This is a genomic window from Euzebyales bacterium (genome assembly GCA_035461305.1).
Taxonomy (GTDB): Bacteria; Actinomycetota; Nitriliruptoria; order Euzebyales; family JAHELV01; genus JAHELV01.
Genome location: DATHVN010000112.1, coordinates 1 through 17,758, shown reverse-complemented (window position 1 = coordinate 17,758; position 17,758 = coordinate 1). Strand labels below are relative to the sequence as shown.

Genomic DNA, 17,758 nt, shown 5'->3' with positions numbered 1-17,758 from the left:
CCGGATGTCCAGTATGGCGAGCCTGTGTCACGAAGCGACGGACGATCGCCCTACGAACCGGTCAACGTGACCGAAGTGATCGCAGGAGACGATGCCTCGCGGGTTGTGGCTCGAGTCGCTACGACGACCGATTGGATGGTCGGGTGGCGTTGCAGTACCGTGCGGTGTCAGTCAGGAGGAGACCGGATGGCGAGGTCACGCGCCTCGTGGGGTTGCTGTCCAACGCGAGGTGGTTCGTGCAGCGCATGACCGGGCGATCGCCGGCGTGCTCCCACCTGGATGCGGTCCGCGACGCGCAGCCGCGGTCCGAGGGCTGCGCCCAGTGCCTCGCGATCGGCGATCCGTGGGTGCATCTGCGGATGTGCCTGACCTGTGGTGAAGTCGGATGCTGCGACTCGTCGAAGAACCGCCACGCACATCGTCATGCGGACGCGGTCGGGCATCCGATCGCGCGGTCGGTTGAGCCGGGTGAGGAATGGGCGTGGTGCTTCGTCGACGAGAGCCTGGTCGACGTTGGCACCGGATGAACCCTGTCCTGCTGCTGGTCATCGAGGACGCCGGCGAACGGGCGCGCATGACCGACGAGCTCGCAAGTCGCTTCGCGCGTGACTACGCCATTGAGGCATGCTCGTCAGCGAGAGCCGCACTCGAGCGGTTGCTGGCGTTCGAGGCCGCCGATGCGCCAGTCGCGATGGTGCTCGCCGACGTCGACATGTGGTCGGTCGACAGCATCGCGTTCCTCGTGCAGGTCCGGGGACTCGTGCCCACCGCCACGCGGATCCTGCTCCACGATCGTGGTGTCGGGGCGGCTGGGGGTGACGTCCGACGGGCCGTGGCGCTCGGCCGCATCGACAGCGCCGTGTCGAAGCCGACCGGGCCGCGGGACGAGGACTTCTTCGGCATGCTCACCGAGTACCTGGCGGACTGGGCATGGATCACCAGACCGGTCGTGGACGCCGTCAAGATCGTCGGTTCTGAGACGGCGGTGGCCGAGCGGACGATGGTCGACATCCTGCGACGTCACGCCATCCCAGCCGGGATCTACCCTCCTGATTCCAGTGAGGGGCGACGCATCCTCGACCGCGCGGACCCCGATGCGGGGTTGCCCGTCGTCGAGGTGCTGGACGCGCCGCCGTTGAGCGCCCCGTCGCTTCAGGAACTGGCCGACCAGTTCGGGTTCGCGGGTGATGTCGGCTCGGACGTCTACGACCTGGTGGTCATCGGCGCGGGACCCGCCGGGCTGGGCGCCGCCGTGTACGCCGCGTCGGAGGGCCTGGACACCCTCGTGATCGAGCATGAGGCGATCGGCGGACAGGCCGGCACGAGTTCGATGATCCGCAACTACCTCGGCTTCCCCCGCGGCGTGACGGGGCGTCGTCTCGCCGTGCACGGCGAGCGGCAGGCGACCCGGTTCGGCGCGTCGTTCCACCTGATGCGCTCGGCGGTTGCCCTGCGGGCCGACGACGTGCTGCAGCTGACCGTGTCGAGCGGGGTCGAGGTGGCGTCGCGATCGGTCCTGTTGTCGTGCGGCGTGTCGTACCGCCGGCTGGGTGTCGCGTCCCTGGAGGCGCTGGTCGGCGCGGGTGTCTTCTACGGTGCGGCGCTGGGCGAGGCTGCGGCGCTCGAGGGGCTCGACGCGTTCGTCGTCGGAGCGGGGAACTCGGCGGGGCAGGCCGCACTGCACCTCGCGAGGTACGCGGCGCGCGTGACGCTCGTCGTTCGTGGACCGGACCTGGGTAGATCGATGTCCGACTACCTCATCCGCGAGTTGCGCGCGCACGACCGCATCGAGGTGCTCCTGCAGACGGAGGTCGTCGGCGGTGGCGGTTCCGGGCACCTCGAGCGGCTCACGCTCCGCGACAGGGCCGCCCGCCAGGATCGTGAGGTCCCCGCGGCGGGACTGTTCATCCTGATCGGAGCCGAACCACACACCGACTGGCTGCCGGACGAGATCGAACGGGACGAGCGCGGCTTCGTGCGCACGGGTGGTGAGATCTCGCCCGATCGGTGGCCGCTGAGCCGCGCGCCCGCAGCGTTCGAGACCAGCATGCCCGGTGTGTTCGCGGCGGGCGATGTGCGCGCCGGCTCGGTCAAGCGGGTCGCCGCCGCGGCCGGTGAAGGTGCGGTGACGGTGCCGATGATCCACAGATTCCTCACCACACCGCCAGTGGTGGAGCGTGACCGTGAGCAGCCCCCGCCCGCCAACAGCCGATGAGGTTCGTGCCCCCAACGATGGTGCGGTCGTCAGCCCTCGTTGGCCTGGTCGTCCACGAGCTCCTCGAAGAACACTGCGACCGTCTCGATCTCGTCGCGGGTCCGTTGGTCCAGAACCCGGCCGAGGCGTTCGGCCTGTCCAGCGTAGTGGGGGAACACCCGTGTGCTGATCGCCTCGTCATCGGGGGTCACGATGACCCGGCGGCGGTCCTGCCGGTCGCGCACGCGATGCGCCAGGCCTGCGCGCTCGAGCCGGTCGATCACGCCGGTCGTCGACCCGGTCGTCAGCCCGCTGCGGGCTGACAGTTCGCCCGCCGTCATCGGCCCGTGCACCTGGAGCAGTGTGATGAACTGTCCATCGCTCGGACCGAGCCCCTCACGCTGCGCCACGACGTGGTTGAACAGGATCGCGTCGGCGATGAACCGCACCACCGCGGCCTGGACGCGATCCCGGAGTGCATCGGTCGGGGTCATCTGTGCGGCCTCATGATTCGGGGTTGCGAGTATCTTGGCTTGGCGAGATACTACACTTCGGCAAGGCGAGATAGTTGTCACAACGAGGTTCCGGTCCGGCTCGACGGTAGCGCGGGTCGGGAGGCCACACCACGAGGAGCAGTCATGACGAAGGCACTGATCATCGGCGCCGGTGTCGCTGGACCGGTCGCCGCGATGGCCCTGCAACGTGCGGGCGTCGACGCCGAGATCTTCGAGGCCCACCCGCGCACGGCGGATGATGTGGGCGCGTTCCTCACGCTGCAGACCAACGGCATGGACGCGCTGCGCGCCATCGACGCCTACCGCCCGGTGGCCGGCAGGGGATTCGCCACGCCCGTGATGCAGTTCTACAGCTGGACGGGCAAGCACCTGGGGACCGTGCCGACCGGCGGCGTGCTCGACGACGGGACTGTCGGTCACACGGTCAGGCGAACCGACCTGTACACGGCGCTGCGCGACGAGGCCGTGCGCCGCGGTGTGCGCATCCACCATGGCCGGCGGCTCGTCGACGCTCGCGAGCACGCCGGCGGAGCCATCGCCGAGTTCGAGGACGGCTCGACGGCCGCGGGGGATCTCCTCGTCGGCTGTGACGGCGTCCGCTCACGGGTGCGCACGGTCATCGACCCGGATGTTCCGGCAGCGCGTCGCGTGCCGCTGCTCAACCTCGGCGGCTACGCGCGCGGTGTCGCCACCGACAAGCGGCCCGGCGAGTACCACATGATCTTCGGCAAGCGTGCGTTCTTCGGCTACGCCCCCGCACCCGACGGCGAGACGTGGTGGTTCGCCAACCCTCCCGCCCGCGAGGACCCGGGTCATGAGGCGCTGGCATCGACGACCGACACGCAGTGGCGGACGATGCTACGCGACCTGTACGCCGTCGACCGCTCGCCGGCGGTCGACCTCATCGACGCGACGCCTGGCCCGCTGCGCGGCTATGCCACCTACGACTTCCCGACCATCCCGATCTGGCACAACCCATCGATGGTCGTCATCGGCGACGCCGCCCACGCCGTCTCGCCATCGTCGGGTCAGGGAGCGTCGATGGCGATCGAGGACGCCGTGCAGCTCGCCCGGTGCGTCCGCGACCTCCCAACGATCCCTGCAGCGCTCGAGACCTACGAGCAGCTTCGCCGCGCGCGGGTCGAACGCGTCGTCGCCGTCGGCGCGAGGTCGACCAGTGACAAGGTGGCGGGGCCGGTGGCACGGGTGTTCCGCGATCTGCTCATGCCGTTGTTCCTGCGAAGGGTCGCCGGCAACGGCGCCAGCTCGCTGGCGTGGATGCACCGCTATCACGTCGACTGGGACGCACGGGTCGTCCCCGGAGCTGCTGCGCGCGCTGCGTCCACGGGCGTGTGACGATCCTGTGGCCAGCGGTGCGCGCCCGCAGCTCCACTCCCGCGGACCCGGCCGCACACTGATTCCGGGACGATCGACCGATGAGGCGGCGGATCGACATCGCAGCCAAGCATCGTCGTCACGCCCGACCTGATCTTCCTCGAAGAGCCGACGACCGGACTGGATCCCCGCAGCCGCAACCAGGTGTGGGAGATCGTCCGTGCGCTGGTGATGGCGGCACGACGGTGCTCCTGCGTCGGTGTGCTGCTCGTCTTCGCGTTCGGCCTGTCATGGATCTGGACCATGCTCGGCATCGTCATGCGTTCCGAGCAGGCCATCATGGGCCTGAGCATGATGGTCCTGTTCCCCCCTGACCTTCAACAGCAACGTCTTCGTGCGCCTCGAAACGCTGCCGGGCGGGCTGCAGGCGTTCGTCGACGTCAAACCGATCACGATCCTGGTCACCGCGGTCCGCGGGCTCATGCACGGCCAGCGGCCACCGGCCACATCGGGCTGGTCCTCGCCATCAGTGCCGGCCTGGTCGCCGTGTTCGGGCCACTGACCATGCTCGTGTACCGCCGCCACGCCTGACACTGCGCTCTCGCGCGGACCACCGCCGGTGGGCGCGCCGCTGCGAACGTCCGACCACTGCCGAGGCCCAGCCGTCGGCCCGTTGCGATTCCTTTCTCCGGGTCGCGCCGTCGTAGTGGTGTGGGCACGCGAAGGAGCGGGCCCCGGACCGGAAGAGGAGTGCGTGATGACTGACGACGGGAGTGTGCAGGAGACGCAGCAGCGACCGGCGCCATCGCCCGACCTGCGGGGCCTCGAACGGTTGCTCGGGACGTGGCAGGTCACCGGTGGCGCCCAGGGGACAGTGACCTACGAGTGGCTGGACGGCGGGTTCTTCCTGCTTCAGCATGTCGACCTGGAGCAGTACGGCCAGCGGGTCACGGGCATCGAGGTCATCGGCCGGCTGCAGCCGTTCGGTGAGGAGCAGACCGACGACATCTGGTCGCGGTACTACGACAGCATGGGCAACACGTTCGACTACGTCTACGAGCTCGACGGCGACACGCTGACGATCTGGGGCGGTGAGCGGGGCTCGCCGGCCTACTTCAGAGGGACGTTCAGTTCCGACGGATCCACCTGCGCCGGCGCCTGGGTGTACCCCGGGGGCGGAGGTTACGACTCCATCATGACCAGGGTCGCGTGAGGGTCGATGGCGTCGGCGGTGACACAGCAGCACGGTGACGGGGAGGACCCCGCCACCGTCGCCGCGCTCCGCACGGGCGACGAGGCGGCGTTCGCCGCCGTGACCGAACGCCATCGCCGCCCGTTGCAGCTCCACTGCTACCGGATGCTCGGCTCGTTCGAGGAGTCCGAGGACGTGGTCCAGGAGACGTTGCTGCGCGCGTGGCGCAGGCGACACACGTTCGAGGGACGGTCGACGGTCAGGGCCTGGCTCTACCGGATCGCGACCAACGCGTGCCTGGACGTGCTGAACCGGCGGAACCGTCGCGCGCGTCTGGCGCCAGCGCCGGGTGGCGCCGTGACGGCGGTGGTTCCGTGGCTGCAGCCGTACCCCGACGACCTGCTCGAGCCCGCGACGCCGGACGACGCGGGGCCCGATGCCATGGTCGTGGCCAAGGAGACGATCGAGCTTGCGTTCATGGCCGCTATCCAGCACCTCCCACCACGTCAGCGCGCGGTACTGATCCTGCGCGACGTGCTCGGCTGGCCCGCCAACGAGACCGCCGCGCTGCTGGACATGAGCGTGGCGGCGGTCAAGAGCGCGCTGCAGCGCGCCCGTCGCACCCTCAGGGCGAGCCTGCCCGGCCATCGCACGGAGTGGTCCCGGTCGGAGACGGGCGCACAGGCCGACGACCGCGTCCTGCTGCAACGGTTCGTCGAGGCCACCGAGCGCTACGACATGGACGCGCTGGCGGGGATGCTGCGCGAGGATGCCGTGCAGACGATGCCCCCGCACCCGGAGCGCTTCGACGGACGTGAGGCGATCATCGCCATGTGGTCCTCGGCGATAGTGGGACCCGACGCCTGGGGTGACTGGCGTGCGGTCGCCACCGGTGCCAACCTGCAGCCCGCGGTCGCCAACTACTTCCGCGCCCCCGGCGCAGACACGTTCAGGGCGTCCAACCTCGACGTGCTCCGCTTCGAGGACGGGTTGATCGCGGAGATCATGACATTCGAGGCGCGGCTGTTCCCCGCGTTCGGCCTCCCGCGGTCGCTGTGAGGTCAGGCGATCGCCGCACTCATCCGCGTCGAACGGGGGCCTGCCATGGGTCTCGATCATCTGACCCGACCGGGTCGGGCCGTTTGCCCTTGACCATGCGGTGTTCCACGACGGACGATCAGCGGATGGAGGAGCACCGATTGGTGGTCGGATCTCCAGCGATCAGTTCAGCGCGTGAAGGGTGGGCCGATGTCCCAGTTGCGGAGTCAGCCTGAGCCGAGCGCTTCTGAGGAGGCAACGGGCAGCCGGAGGCTGTCCGTGTTGTTGGCGATGGCGATGTTCGTCCTCGTCGTCGACACCTCGATCATGAACGTGTCGATCACCGCCGTAGCTCGTGATCTCGAGGCGACGGTCAGCGGCATCCAGTCCGCCATCGCGCTCGAGGCGTTGGTCTCCGCGGCGTTCATCCTCATCAGCAGCAAGCTCGGCGACCTGATGGGGCGCAAACGCGCCTACGTGTTGGGTCTGCTGGCCTATGCCATCGGTGCCCTTGCGATGACCCTCACCCAGAGCGTGGCCCCGATCGTGATCTTCTGGGCGATCATCGGGGGGTTCGGCGCCTCGCTGCTGCTGCCCGCGATGCAGTCCCTGATCCACGGCAACTTCGAGGGGGCGGCACAGAGAAGGACCTACGCACTGGTCGGAGCCTCAGCGGCGGTCGGCGCCGCGGTCGGCCCGCTCCTCGGGGGCTTCGTCACCACCTACATGTCGTGGCGCGTCGGCTTCGGCCTCGAGGTCTTGATCATCGCGATCGTGCTGTCCCAGATCAAGATGGTCGTCGACGTGCCGTTCACGGGTCTGCGCAAGATCGACACGGTCGGCGCCGTCCTCTCCGTCCTCGGGATGGGCGGGGTCGTGCTCGGCATCCTGGTCTGGCAGGAAGGTGGCGAGTTCGTCCTGCTCCTCATGGCCGTCGGTGCGGTCGCACTCGGTTCGCTCGCCCGCTGGCTCGTGAGGCGCAAGCGTGAGGGCAAGGTGGCGCTGCTCGATCCGGACCTGTTCAAGCTCGCCAACTTCCGGGTCGGCGCTTCCCAGATGGTGCTCCAACAGATCGCCCTCGGCGGCGCGATGATCGCCCTGCCGCTCTACCTGCAGGTGACGCTCGAGTACAACGCGATGCAGGCGGGGCTCTCGCTCGCACCGCTCTCGCTCACGATGTTCGCCGTCGCCCTGCTCGCCGGGAAGAAGGCCGGGGATCGACGCCCGGCCAGCATCATCCGGACGGGATTCGCGCTCGCGCTTGTCGGGATGGTGCTGGTCGTCCCGGTCATCCCTCGTGGTGAGTCCGGTTGGGCGCTTCTGGTCCCCCTCCTGATCGCCGGATCGGGTCTCGGCCTCCTGGTCTCGCAGCTCAACAACTACATCCTGGCGCCGATCGAGGAGGAGCGGGTCAGCGAGGCGGCCGGGGTCAACTCGGCCGGCCAGTCTTTCGGGCTGTCGTTCGGACTGGCGGTGGCGGGCGGTCTGCTCCTCGCGGCCCTGTCGCTGAGCTTCATCACCATGGCCGAGTCGAGCGACGTGATCCCGCCGGCGGACCAGGAGCGCATCGCCGTCGCGTTGGAGGACAACGCCCAACTCGTGAGCACCACACAGCTCGAGGAGTTGCTCGCCGACCAACCCGAGGAGATTCGAGACGAGATCATCCGTATCAACAGCGCCGCAGGCAGCCTCGCGCTCCAGGTGGCGATGGTCGTTCCGGGCCTCGCCTGCCTCGTCGGGTTCATCAACTCGTTCCGCATGATGCGCCTGCCCGACCACAAGCCATCAGCCGCCGTCGAAGGACTCCTTGGCGGCTGAGATCCAACCGTGGCGCCGATCGGCTTTCGGACGGACAGCCATGACGCGGACGTCGCGGCGATCGTCGCGCGTCGCCACGACAACGGCGGAGACTTCTGGGCGACGGCGGAGGGTCGCGTCTACGTCGGCAACCCGTTCAGCACGATCGCGTCGCTCGCGATGCTCCACGAGCTGGGCGTGCCTGCCGACCACGAGGCGGTGCAGGGCGGCCTCGAGCTCATCCTCGACGCGTGCCGCGATGACGGCCGCATCCGCGTTGCGCCGAAGGCGCCCCTGTACCCCTGCTACACGGCCGAGGCGGCGCGCGTGCTGTGTCGCTTCGGACTCGCTGATCACCCGTCGGTACAACGGACGATGCGGTACCTGCTCGACAGCGTCCACGGGACGGGCGGCTGGCGGTACAACTTCACGCGCTTCGGTCGTGGACCGGACACCCGCTACGCGAATCCGGGTGCCACGCTGTACGCCCTCGACGCCCTGCGCTTCGGCACCGAGCACCGCGCCGGAGTCGTCGCGATCGATCACGCGGTGGAGTCCCTGCTCGACCACTGGGAGACGCGGGAGCCGCTGGGGCCATGCCACTGGGGGATCGGTACCCAGTTCCTGCGGGTCGAGTACCCCTTCCTGCGTCACAACCTGTTCTTCTACGTCAACGTGCTGTCCTTCTACGCGCGAGCGCGGTCCGACCCGCGGTTCGCGGCCGCCGTCTCGGCGCTCGAAGCGAAGCTGGACGAGGCGGGTCGGCTCGTCGTCGAGCGACCGCACCCGAGGCTCAGGGGCCTGGCGTTCTGTGCCAGAGGCGAGCCATCCGCCCTCGCGACGGCGCGCCACGGGGAGATCCGCCGGAACCTCACGGCGTAGCCGTCTGCCCACTGGCGGTCGAGGACTTGATACTGACAGAATCCGGCAGCGGTTGGCGGCACGTCGATCGCTGATCGCCGTCGTGGGGGATGAGCGATGACCGACGAGTTCCGGTGCCGGCTGTGATGCGGTCTCGCGGCGCGCTCGCAGTGGTCGGAACCATGGCGCTTGTGTCGCTGGTCTACCGCCGGGTCGTCCGACCGTGGCACCTGCGGTGGGGCGCGACGCAGGACGAGGTGGAGCGGCCGATGCCGGGCGACGAGTTGGTCCCGCACCCGACGCTGTCCGCGACGCGCGGCATCACCATCGACGCGTCGCCCGCGGACGTCTGGCCGTGGCTGGTTCAGATGGGTGGCTACACACGCGCCGGCTGGTACTCCTACGACCGGTTCGACAACGCCGGTCGCGCCAGCGCCGATCGGATCATCCCCGAACTGCAGGACCTGCGGGTTGGGGACGTGATGCTCACGTCGCCCACCGAGGGCTTCGTCGTCCGCTCCATCGATCCCGGCCGTGCGCTCGTGCTGGACATCGAGAACCGCGGCTCGCGGATCACGAGCGTTCCCATGCTGACGCCGCTGCCTGACGGTCGAACCCGAATGGTCTTTCGGATCCGTGCCCACTTCCCGCCGCGGCATCGCCTGTTCGGGCTCGCCTTCGACATCGGCGACTTCCTGTTCATGGGCAAGCAGATGCTCGGCATCCGCGAACGCGTTGAACGACAGCGTGCGACGGGGGCCCGGTCGAGCTCCGAGTCGACGCACCACACGGGACGAACTCCGTAGCGCTCACGCAGACATGGGCAGCGTGCACGGATGTGTCAGCGGTCGCCTGCCGCCAGCCTGTGGTCGCAGAGCGACAGGAGGCCAGCGTGTCGACGGTTGAGTTGACGGTTGCGACACCGTCCGTTGGAGCCGACATCCGGCCGATCGCCCGGCTGCAACGCCGAACGATCGCCACCCTGATCGCAACCCAGGTGACGGGTGGGCTGGGCCTGGCCGCGGCCGTGACCGTGGGCAGTCTGATCGCCGCCGATCTCGGGGGCGCTGCCGCGGCGGGGCTGCCGCTCACCGCTGCCGTCGCGGGCACCGCAGCGACCGCGTACCCGCTTTCGCTGATCATGCGGCGCGCCGGTCGGCGTCGTGGACTGCGCCTGGGCTGGTTCACCGGAGCGGCGGGCGCCCTCGTCGCGGTGTCGGCGGTGTCGCAGGGCAGCCTGCCGCTGCTGATCGCCGGGATGGTGCTGTTCGGCGCCGCGGAGGCGGCCAGCTCCGCCGCGCGCTTCGCGGCCGCGGACCTCGCCCCGCTGGCGCGACGCGGCATCGCGATCGGGACGGTCGTCTGCTCCACGGCGGTGACGGCAACGGTCGGACCCGTCCTGGTCGGACCGGTGACGTCAGCATCCGCCGCGGCGGGGATGGCGCCGCTCGCCGGACCGTTCGCCCTGTCGGCCCTGGCGTTCGTCGTGGCCGGCACGGTGCTGACGGTCGGGTTGCGCCCCGACCCACTCCTCATCGCCGTCGGTGTCACGGCGACCGATGAGTCGCGGACGACGCCGGACGCAGCGGCCCAGCGGCTGACCGTGCTGTTCGAGCGTCCGGGCGTGCGGCTCGGGGTCTCGGCCGTCGTGGTCGCGAACTTCACCATGCTGGCGCTCATGACCGTGACGCCGCTGCACATCGCGGCTGGCCACGTCGGCGGTGGTCACCACGGAGTGGAGCTCATCGGCGTGGTCATCTCCGTCCACATCGCCGGCATGTTCGCACCGGCCCCGCTCACCGGCAGGCTCGGCGACCGCTTCGGGCACCAGCGGGTCGTCGTGGCCGGTGCCGTGCTGCTGGCCACCGCGGGCATGCTCGTGGTGGGTGCCGATACAACCCGCGCGACGCGGTTGATCGTGGCGCTGCTGCTGCTCGGCGTTGGATGGAACCTCGCATTCGTCGGAGGAAGCTCGCTGATCACGAACGCGCTCGATGCGCGTGAGCGACCCCGTGTCCAGGGGCTCGCGGACACCGCGATGGGCCTGGCCGGCATGCTCGGCGCCGCCCTGTCCGGACTCGTCATGGCACGGACCGGCTTCGGTGGCCTCGGGCTGCTCTGCACGGCCGTCGCGGTCGCCCTCGCCGTGGCCGCGGCCCGTCGCATCAACGGTGCCGCCGGACCGGACACGCTGCCCGACCGCGCATGACGCCGACGGTGTCACCGCTCACCGGGTGATTGGGAGGTCGTCCAGGCTCGTCTGACCACGACCGCGTGCGAAGGCGGCGTCGAAACCCGCTGCCGAGATCCTCCTCGACGCGTCGCATGATCCGCTCGATGTCGGGTTGCTCGAGTGCATGCGGCGGCTGCCCGGAGCGGGCACGCAGCGCAGCCGCTCGCCCCAGCTCGTCGGCGCCCTCAGCATCGCCCCGGGCGGCTGCGACGCCGGCGAGTCCCTCCAGCCCTGGCGCCGTCAAGGACCCGACCCGCGCCGTCCGTGCGAGCTCGAGCACCTGGTGGTGCGCCTCTGCGGCACGATCGAGGTGTCCGACCGACTCCTCCACGTACCCGAGGCCGGACAGCGCCGTCGCCACGAGCGCGGGCGACCCGACCTGTTCGCACAGGCGGACCGCCTGTCGGAAGTGCTCGCGCGCCGCGGCGGTGTCCCCGGCGCGACGGGCGAGGTGGCCACGTCCGAGGTGGGCCAGCCCGCGACCCGCCGGCAGTCCGTAGCGCGTGGCGACCCGCTCGGCCTCGTCGAAGCAACGTTCGGCGTCGTCGCCACGGTCGAGCATGACGTGGGTCAGCCCGAGATCACCGGCGACCCACTGGACCGTGTTCCACAGCTCGACGTCGCCGGCGATGCGGAGCGACTCCTCGAGGATCTCCGCTGCTTCGGTCAGGCGACCGAGGGCCGCACGTTGGACCAGAGATGCGACAGGACGGCCGAGACCCCACCGGTCCCCGACCTGGTGGAACCGGGCGACGGCACGCCGACCTGCCGCGACCGCCGCCTCGCGGTCGGGCGTCCGCATGGCGACCTCCATGCGGATGAACTCGGCGAGCGCGAGACCCCACGCGTGGTTGGCCGCGTGCAGCACCGACTCGGCGTGGTCGATGACAGCCAGGCTCGACTCCGGCGGCTCGCCACCCGCCCTCCACCGCCATCAACAGCCGTGACAGCGCCGCAGGGACGGGCTCCCCGGCCGCCTCGAACAACGTCACGCTCTCGCTCGCCGCCGCCGCGCAGACGGGGCTCGGATGCACGACGCACGCACCGGGGCGCTCCACCATCGCAACCGCCCGCACGCACCGGGGCGCTCCACCATCGCAACCGCCCGCACGCACCGGGGCGCTCCACCATCGCAACCGCCCGCAGCACCCCGGCCCGCACACCGGGCGCGATGTCGTCGGCGGCGTCGGCGACGTGCAGGGTCTCGCGCAGCTGATGGCGGCCCTCGACGTGGTCACCCAGGTACCAGAACCAGCCGAGGGCACCGGCGAGGCGCATGCCGACGTCCAGTCCCGCCTGCGGATGGTCGCGGCACCACGCAAGCGCCGTCCGGAGGTTGTCCTGATCCTCGCGTAGCCGCAGCAACCACTCGGTCTGGTCGCGCGCCCGCAGGTGAGGCTCGGCCCGGTGCGCGAGGTGCTCATGGAACGCGGCGTGGGCCAGCCGCAGCGTCGGCTCCTCACCTGCCTCCGCAAGTCGTTCGCCCGCGTACCGGCGGATCGTGTCGAGGAGCCGAAACCTGCCCGACCGGGGATCAGTGACGACCAACGAGCGGTCCACGAGGCGGCCGATCAGGTGGAGGACGTCATCGACGGGCAGTGTGGCGTCGGCACAGATCGCCTCCGCAGCCTCGGCCGTCCACCCCGCCGCGGAACACGGCCAGTCGTCGGAACAGCATCTGCTCCGGTCCGGTCAGCAGATCGTGGCTCCAGTCGACGGTCGCCCGCAGCGTCCGTTGGCGTGCGTGGGCTGTCCGGCTTCCTGACGTGAGCAACCGGAACCGATCATCGAGCCGGGCGACGATCTGAGCGACCGGCAGCGTCGTTGTGCGCGCGGCGGCGAGCTCGAGCGCCAGTGGGATCCCGTCGAGCTGCCGGCAGAGCAGTCCGATGTCGGCGGCGTTGGCCTCGTCGATGACGAACCCGCGTACCACCGCTCCGGCACGGTCGGCGAACAGCCGGACGGCGGGCGACGAGACCAGCTGATCCAACCCCGCCTCGGGCGGAGGCGTCGCGAGGGGACCGAGCAGGAACTGACGCTCGCCGGGAACCCCCAGGGGTTCCCGGCTCGTCGCCAGGACGCGAAGGTCGGGGCAGCTGCGCAGGAGGCGCTCGACGACCGTCGCACAGGCATCGAGCAGGTGCTCGCAGTTGTCCAGCACGACGATCGCCGCATGCGCAGTCAGACGACGGGCGAGACGCGACTCGGGTGCTTCGCCGGGCAGCGGATCGGTCCGCGGCAGCGTCAGCGCGCCAGCGATCGCGTCGGCGACGTCCGATTCCTCGGTCACCGCGGAGAGGTCGACGAACCACGCTCCGTCAGGCGCATCGGCGATCAGCTGCCGTGCCGCTAACAGCGCGACGGTCGTCTTGCCGGTCCCTCTGGGCCTGGTGACCGTGACGAGGCGATGCTCGCGGATGGTCGATACGAGCTCAGCGAGCTCCTCCTCGCGCCCGATGACGGTGGCCAGGCGGGCGGGGAGCCTCCCGCGTCTGGCTCCCTGCGGTCGCACGGTGGCCGCGAGCGACGGGTCCTGCCGCAGGATCGCTGCCTCGAGATCTGTCAGCGCCGCGGACGGTTCGAGGCCGAGCTCGTCGGCGAGCACGTCCCGCGCCCTCCGGTAGGCGGCAAGGGCGTCGGCCTGCCGGCCGGAGCGGTACAGCGCCAGCATGAGCTGCTCGTGGTAGCGCTCCCGCAGCGGGTTCTGGGCGACGAGTGCCTCGAGCTGGTCGACGAGCTCGGCGTGCTGTCCGGCGTCGAGCTCGACGGCGATCTGCTCCTCGATCGCCGCGAGCCGGAGCTCCTCGAGCCGCCGGACCTCGGGGACGGCCCATGCTTCGGCGGCGAACTCGACGAGCGGTGGTCCCCGCCACAGCGCGAGCGCGTCGTGGGAGCGCTGCGCGGCACGGGGTGACCCGTCGTCGGCGGCGCGGCGGGCGTCCGCCACGTCGCGGGCGAACCGCAACGCGTCGACCGCAGCCGGTGCGACGTCGAGCACATAGCCCGGCGGCCGGGTGGCGATGCAGCCGGCATCGGCACCGATGTCGCGCAGCGCCCGCCGCAGCTTCGACACACGGAGCTGCAACGCGTTGGCGGGGTTCGCCGGGAGCCGCTCACCCCACAACGCGTCGATGATGCGGTCGGCACTGATCACCCGACCGGCCTCCAGCGCGAGCAGCGACAGGACCGCGCGCTCGCCGACGCCCCGCAGTTCCCGCGGTGCGCCACCGACGACGACCTCGAGCGGGCCGAGCAGTCGGATCTGGAGCGCATCGGCGTCCGGCACCACGGCTCCCCGGTCGAGGTCGGCGGTCGACTCGCGAGTCTACGCGCGCCTGTTGCGGCCTTCCCGGGCGGTCGACAGCCCCTCGACAGGATGTCGACAGCGCCCGACCGCACGTTGTGGCCTGCAACCAACCGGCGAGCCCTTCGGAGGAGTAGCGCCTGAACGAGATCCAGCTGACCGTCCCCGACATCTCCTGCCAGCACTGCGTCACCACGATCACCGGCGAGGTGGGCAGCGTCGCCGGCGTGACCAACGTCCTGGTCGACCTCGACGCCAAGTCGGTCCGCGTCCGTGGCGGTGCCATGGACTTCGACGCCGTCTACGCCGCGGTGGTCGAGGCCGGCTACGAGTCGCAGACCTGACACGACCACCACCCACCGAACAGCACGGAGGACGTCATGAGCACCGACGACCGGACCACGGCCGTCCCGACGCGCACCACCCGTGAGCTGACACTCGACATCGGCGGCATGACGTGCGCGTCGTGTGTGCGACGCGTGGAGAAGGCGCTGGGCAAGGTCGACGGCGTCGAGCAGGCCAGCGTCAACCTCGCGACCGAGCGGGCAACCGTTGTCGATGACCCGGCGGCGACCGATGTGGCGGCCCTGGAGGCCGCGGTGGCCAGCGCGGGGTACACGGCGACGCTGTCGGCTGGCGTGGCGGCTGGCGAGGGGCACGACCCGTCTGTGCCGCGCGCCGGACTGGTGCCCGCCGACGCGACACCGCATCCCACGGCGGGCGAGCCCGCCGATGAACGGGACGTGCAGCGAGATCGGGAGCTGGCGGGCTTGAAGCGCAAGTGGCAGGTCAGCCTGACGGCGGGCCTGTCGATGATGGCGCTGATGTACGTGCCGCTGCCGATCGACGCGATGGACCTGGTGATGCCGGCGCTGCTGGTTGTGGCGACGGTGATCCAGTTCTGGGCCGGCCGGATGTTCTACAGCGCGGCATGGGCGGCCGCGCGCCACGGCAGCGTCAACATGCACACGCTGGTGGCGCTGGGCACCAGCGTCGCGTACGGCTACAGCGCGTTCGTCACGTTGTGGCCGGGCGTAGCCGAGCAGTGGGGCTTTCCGCTGCACGTCTACTACGAGAACGCAGGCGTCATCATCGCGCTGATCCTGCTCGGCAAGTGGATGGAGGCCCGCGCCAAGAAGCAGACCGCGGGGGCGATCCGGGCGTTGATGGGCCTGCAGGCCAGGACCGCGCGGGTCATCCGCGACGGCGTCGAGCGTGACATCCCGCTCGAGCAGGTCGTGGTCGGCGACCTCGTCCGCGTGCGTCCCGGCGAGAAGGTCCCGGTCGACGGGCAGGTCACCGAGGGTGCGTCGACGGTCGACGAGAGCATGCTGACCAGCGAGAGCCTGCCGGTCGACAAGGCGCCGGGTGACACGGTGATCGGCGCGACGATCAACCGCACCGGGTCGTTCGTGTTCCGCGCGACCCACGTCGGCCGCGACACCACGCTGGCGCAGATCGTGCGGCTCGTGGAGGACGCCCAGGGCTCGCGCGCGCCGATGCAGCGGCTGGCCGACACGGTCTCGGCGTACTTCGTGCCGGCGGTCATCGCCGCCGCTGCGCTGACGTTCGTCGTCTGGATGGTCGTCGGGCCCGACGTGGGGCGCCTGACGTTCGCGATCAGCACCGCGATCGCCGTGCTGATCATCGCGTGCCCCTGCGCGCTCGGACTGGCCACGCCGACGGCGATCATGGTCGGCACCGGCAAGGCGGCCGAGCTGGGCATCCTGATCGGCGGCGGCGAGGCGCTGGAGCAGGCGCGCCGCATCGACACCATCGTGCTGGACAAGACCGGCACGCTGACCCGCGGGCGCCCGAGCGTGGTGGCGGTCGTGCCGCTCACAGGCAACGGGCTGGGGTGGACGGCCGAGACCGCCGCGCGTGAACTGCTCGCGCGGTCGCCGCGGCCGAGGTCGGTTCCGAGCATCCGCTCGGCGAAGCGATCGTCACCGACGCCCACGACCAGGGCATCGCGCCGCCGGCCGCAGAAGGCTTCGAGGCCGTGTCCGGTCACGGGATCACCGCACGGGTCGACGGCCGCGACGTCGTCATCGGCAACGCCGCGCTGCTCGACCGCCACGGGATGGTCCTCGACGGTCTGGCCGACGTCGCGGCGGGGCAGGCGGCGCAGGGCGCGACGCCGATGTTCGTCGCGGTCGATGGCCACCCCGCAGGTCTGATCGCGGTCGCCGACAGCCTCAAGCCCGAGTCGACCCAGGCCGTCGAACAGCTGCAGGCACTGGGCCTAGACGTGTGGATGCTGACCGGCGACACAACCGCCACCGCGCGCGCCGTCGCTCGCGACGCCGGCATCGACCACCTGCTCGCCGAGGTGCTGCCGCACCAGAAGGCCGAGCAGGTCGCGCGGCTGCAGGCCGACGGCCGGGTCGTGGCGATGGTCGGTGATGGCATCAACGATGCACCCGCGCTGGCTCAGGCCGACCTGGGCATCGCCATCGGCACCGGCACCGACGTCGCCATCGCCGCATCCGACATCACGTTGATCGGCGGTGACCTGCGCAGTATCACCAGCGCGATCGCGCTGTCCCGCAAGACGGTCGCGACGATCAAGCAGGGTTTGTTCTGGGCGTTCGCCTACAACGTGCTGCTGATCCCCGTCGCCGCCGGTGCGCTGTACCCCGCCACCGGGCTGCTGCTCGACCCGGTGCTCGCCGCCGCGGCGATGGCCATGAGCTCGGTCAGCGTCGTCACGAACGCGCTGCGGCTGCGTGGCTTCCGCCAGCCCGCCACGGTCCGCGAGATCCTCTCGCCGCCGTTGCGCACGCGCATCCGCGACTACGCGTACCTGGTCGTCGTGGCACTCCTGGCGCTCGTGGTCGGCGCCGGCGCGATGCGCCTGGCCGAGACTGAGGGCGCGCAGCGCGGCATGAAAGGCGTGCTGGCGTGGATGCAGGGCACCGGCATGCCGATGCGCCCGGCGATGAGCGTGATGATGACGACCGAGGCCGACCCGGTCGAGGCTGAGGAGGCCGAAGTTGAGGCCGTCATCGATGCCGCGCCCACGGCCGCGCCCGCCCAGCGGACGCGCCTGACTCTCCGCCTGACCGACGCCGAAACCGGCCAGCCGATCGCTGACGTTACCCGCAGCCACGAGGCGTGGATGCACCTCATCGCGATCCGCTCTGACGATGACCGCTGTGCTCGTCGAGGACGAGCTCGTCGTCGGCGACGCCGACGCCTCTGGTCCCGCCCAGCTCGCCGAGGACCGTGCGGCCAAGACCGCCGGTGGGATGCGGGTCAGCCTCGAGGGGCAGGCCGAGGCCGGTCA

Annotated in this window: 14 protein-coding genes and 2 pseudogenes; 13 read left to right on the top strand and 3 right to left on the bottom strand. The window is 70.6% G+C overall.

Features of this window, described 5'->3' with window-relative positions; genetic code table 11:
• Positions 1-523 precede the first annotated feature (523 nt).
• The gene (locus VK923_10665; protein ID HSJ45129.1) at positions 524-2,215 is read left to right on the top strand and encodes an FAD-dependent oxidoreductase; all 1,692 of its coding nucleotides are present in this window, start codon (positions 524-526) and stop codon (positions 2,213-2,215) included.
• A 29-nt stretch (positions 2,216-2,244) separates the two neighbouring features.
• Here the strand turns inward: VK923_10665 and VK923_10660 are convergent, their stop codons facing one another.
• Complete coding sequence (locus VK923_10660; GenBank protein ID HSJ45128.1) at positions 2,245-2,688, bottom strand: MarR family transcriptional regulator; 444 nt, start codon at positions 2,686-2,688, stop codon at positions 2,245-2,247.
• A 144-nt stretch (positions 2,689-2,832) separates the two neighbouring features.
• Between VK923_10660 and VK923_10655 the strand changes: the two genes are divergently transcribed.
• The 8 genes and pseudogenes from VK923_10655 (at position 2,833) to VK923_10620 (ending at position 11,141) form a co-directional block, all read left to right on the top strand.
• On the top strand, positions 2,833-4,065 hold the full coding sequence (locus VK923_10655) for an NAD(P)/FAD-dependent oxidoreductase (protein HSJ45127.1): 1,233 nt from the start codon (positions 2,833-2,835) through the stop codon (positions 4,063-4,065).
• A gap of 80 nt (positions 4,066-4,145) precedes the next feature.
• Positions 4,146-4,298: pseudogene (locus VK923_10650) on the top strand (ABC transporter ATP-binding protein).
• Positions 4,299-4,801: 503 nt separating this feature from the next.
• Entirely contained in the window at positions 4,802-5,257 is a 456-nt protein-coding gene (locus tag VK923_10645; protein ID HSJ45126.1) for a hypothetical protein, read from the top strand.
• Positions 5,258-5,275: 18 nt separating this feature from the next.
• The gene (locus tag VK923_10640) at positions 5,276-6,295 is read left to right on the top strand and encodes an RNA polymerase subunit sigma-70 (GenBank protein ID HSJ45125.1); all 1,020 of its coding nucleotides are present in this window, start codon (positions 5,276-5,278) and stop codon (positions 6,293-6,295) included.
• Between the two features lie 258 nt (positions 6,296-6,553).
• Positions 6,554-8,092: an MFS transporter gene (locus VK923_10635; protein ID HSJ45124.1), complete on the top strand. Its 1,539-nt coding sequence runs from the start codon at positions 6,554-6,556 to the stop codon at positions 8,090-8,092.
• Between the two features lie 9 nt (positions 8,093-8,101).
• The gene (locus VK923_10630) at positions 8,102-8,953 is read left to right on the top strand and encodes a hypothetical protein (protein HSJ45123.1); all 852 of its coding nucleotides are present in this window, start codon (positions 8,102-8,104) and stop codon (positions 8,951-8,953) included.
• A 161-nt stretch (positions 8,954-9,114) separates the two neighbouring features.
• Positions 9,115-9,738: a hypothetical protein gene (locus VK923_10625; GenBank protein HSJ45122.1), complete on the top strand. Its 624-nt coding sequence runs from the start codon at positions 9,115-9,117 to the stop codon at positions 9,736-9,738.
• An 86-nt stretch (positions 9,739-9,824) separates the two neighbouring features.
• Positions 9,825-11,141, top strand: a complete 1,317-nt coding sequence (locus VK923_10620; GenBank protein ID HSJ45121.1) for an MFS transporter — start codon at positions 9,825-9,827, stop codon at positions 11,139-11,141.
• Here VK923_10620 and VK923_10615 read toward each other — a convergent pair.
• The gene (locus VK923_10615; GenBank protein ID HSJ45120.1) at positions 11,098-12,033 is read right to left on the bottom strand and encodes a tetratricopeptide repeat protein; all 936 of its coding nucleotides are present in this window, start codon (positions 12,031-12,033) and stop codon (positions 11,098-11,100) included. The genes VK923_10620 and VK923_10615 overlap by 44 nt on opposite strands.
• A gap of 326 nt (positions 12,034-12,359) precedes the next feature.
• Here VK923_10615 and VK923_10610 point away from each other — a divergent pair, with 326 nt between their 5' ends.
• Positions 12,360-12,521 carry a hypothetical protein gene (locus VK923_10610; protein HSJ45119.1) on the top strand — a complete coding sequence of 54 codons (162 nt, stop codon included), beginning with the start codon at positions 12,360-12,362 and terminating at the stop codon, positions 12,519-12,521.
• A gap of 229 nt (positions 12,522-12,750) precedes the next feature.
• On the opposite strand, the gene VK923_10605 is transcribed toward VK923_10610, so the two are convergent.
• Positions 12,751-14,451 (bottom strand): BTAD domain-containing putative transcriptional regulator, encoded by a 1,701-nt coding sequence (locus VK923_10605; protein HSJ45118.1) that lies wholly within the window; start codon positions 14,449-14,451, stop codon positions 12,751-12,753.
• A 158-nt stretch (positions 14,452-14,609) separates the two neighbouring features.
• Between VK923_10605 and VK923_10600 the strand changes: the two genes are divergently transcribed.
• The 3 genes and pseudogenes from VK923_10600 to VK923_10590 form a co-directional block, all read left to right on the top strand.
• Positions 14,610-14,813: a heavy-metal-associated domain-containing protein gene (locus tag VK923_10600; protein ID HSJ45117.1), complete on the top strand. Its 204-nt coding sequence runs from the start codon at positions 14,610-14,612 to the stop codon at positions 14,811-14,813.
• A 36-nt stretch (positions 14,814-14,849) separates the two neighbouring features.
• Positions 14,850-16,310, top strand: a pseudogene (locus VK923_10595) (heavy metal translocating P-type ATPase).
• A gap of 101 nt (positions 16,311-16,411) precedes the next feature.
• Positions 16,412-17,758, top strand: a 1,347-nt coding sequence (locus tag VK923_10590; protein HSJ45116.1) for an HAD-IC family P-type ATPase, incomplete at its 3' end; no start/stop codon positions are given.